The organism is Pseudoalteromonas luteoviolacea H33-S (assembly GCF_001625695.1).
Classification (GTDB): domain Bacteria; phylum Pseudomonadota; class Gammaproteobacteria; order Enterobacterales; family Alteromonadaceae; genus Pseudoalteromonas; species Pseudoalteromonas luteoviolacea_B.
In genome coordinates this window covers 1-782 of record NZ_AUXY01000004.1, presented here as the reverse complement: position 1 = coordinate 782, position 782 = coordinate 1, and the positions used below count along the sequence as shown (strand labels likewise).

At 53.6% G+C, this 782-nt stretch carries 1 protein-coding gene; it reads right to left on the bottom strand.

Annotated elements, in window-relative coordinates:
- The coding region (locus N477_RS00615) for an AMP-binding protein (RefSeq protein WP_269199987.1) at positions 1–734 on the bottom strand (734 nt) is incomplete at its 3' end.
- Positions 735–782: the final 48 nt, after the last annotated feature.

The following is a 782-nucleotide window of genomic DNA, read 5'->3' as shown; positions in this document are numbered from 1 at the left end:
ACATGCACGGTGGTCTCAGTGATCCCATACATATTGACCAATTCCGGGGCATTATCACCATGACGCGCCACCCAAGGCTTAAGCTGGGTGAAGTTCAGCGCTTCCCCACCAAAAATCACATAGCGCAGCGCCAGCGACTCATCCCGACGGCCGTCTTCGGCAATCAGCAAATTAAAAGCACTCGGCGTCTGGTTTAAGACCGTTACTTTTTCCTGCACCAATAACTGGTAAAAATCCCCGCTCGAGCGCGACACCCAGTAAGGCACCACCACCAAACGCCCGCCATAGGCCAAGGCTCCCCAAATCTCCCACACCGAGAAATCAAAGGCGTAAGAATGGAAGAGTGTCCAGACATCCCCTTCACTAAAGTCAAAATGCGCTTGTGACGTGTCCAGCAGGCGGGTCACATTATTATGCTGCACCAACACCCCTTTAGGTTGTCCAGTAGAGCCGGAGGTATAAATAACATAAGCCAGGTGACTGGACGTCAGACCCAATGAAGATACCGCCAGATCCTGCTCTGACATGCCCGACAACTCTGCCTGTATGGCGCCATCATCCAAGCACAAGGCTTTATCCGCCAACAGCGGCAATTGCGCCAGCACCGCTTTTGAAGTCAATACGGTTTGCACACCGCTGTCTTCAAGCATATACGCCAGGCGAGACTGTGGGTTGGCTGGGTCAAGCGGTACATAGGCTCCCCCGGCCTTGAGAATAGCCAACACACCAATCACCGTCTCCAACGAGCGCTCAACGCACAACCCCACTAGGGTATCTGGCTT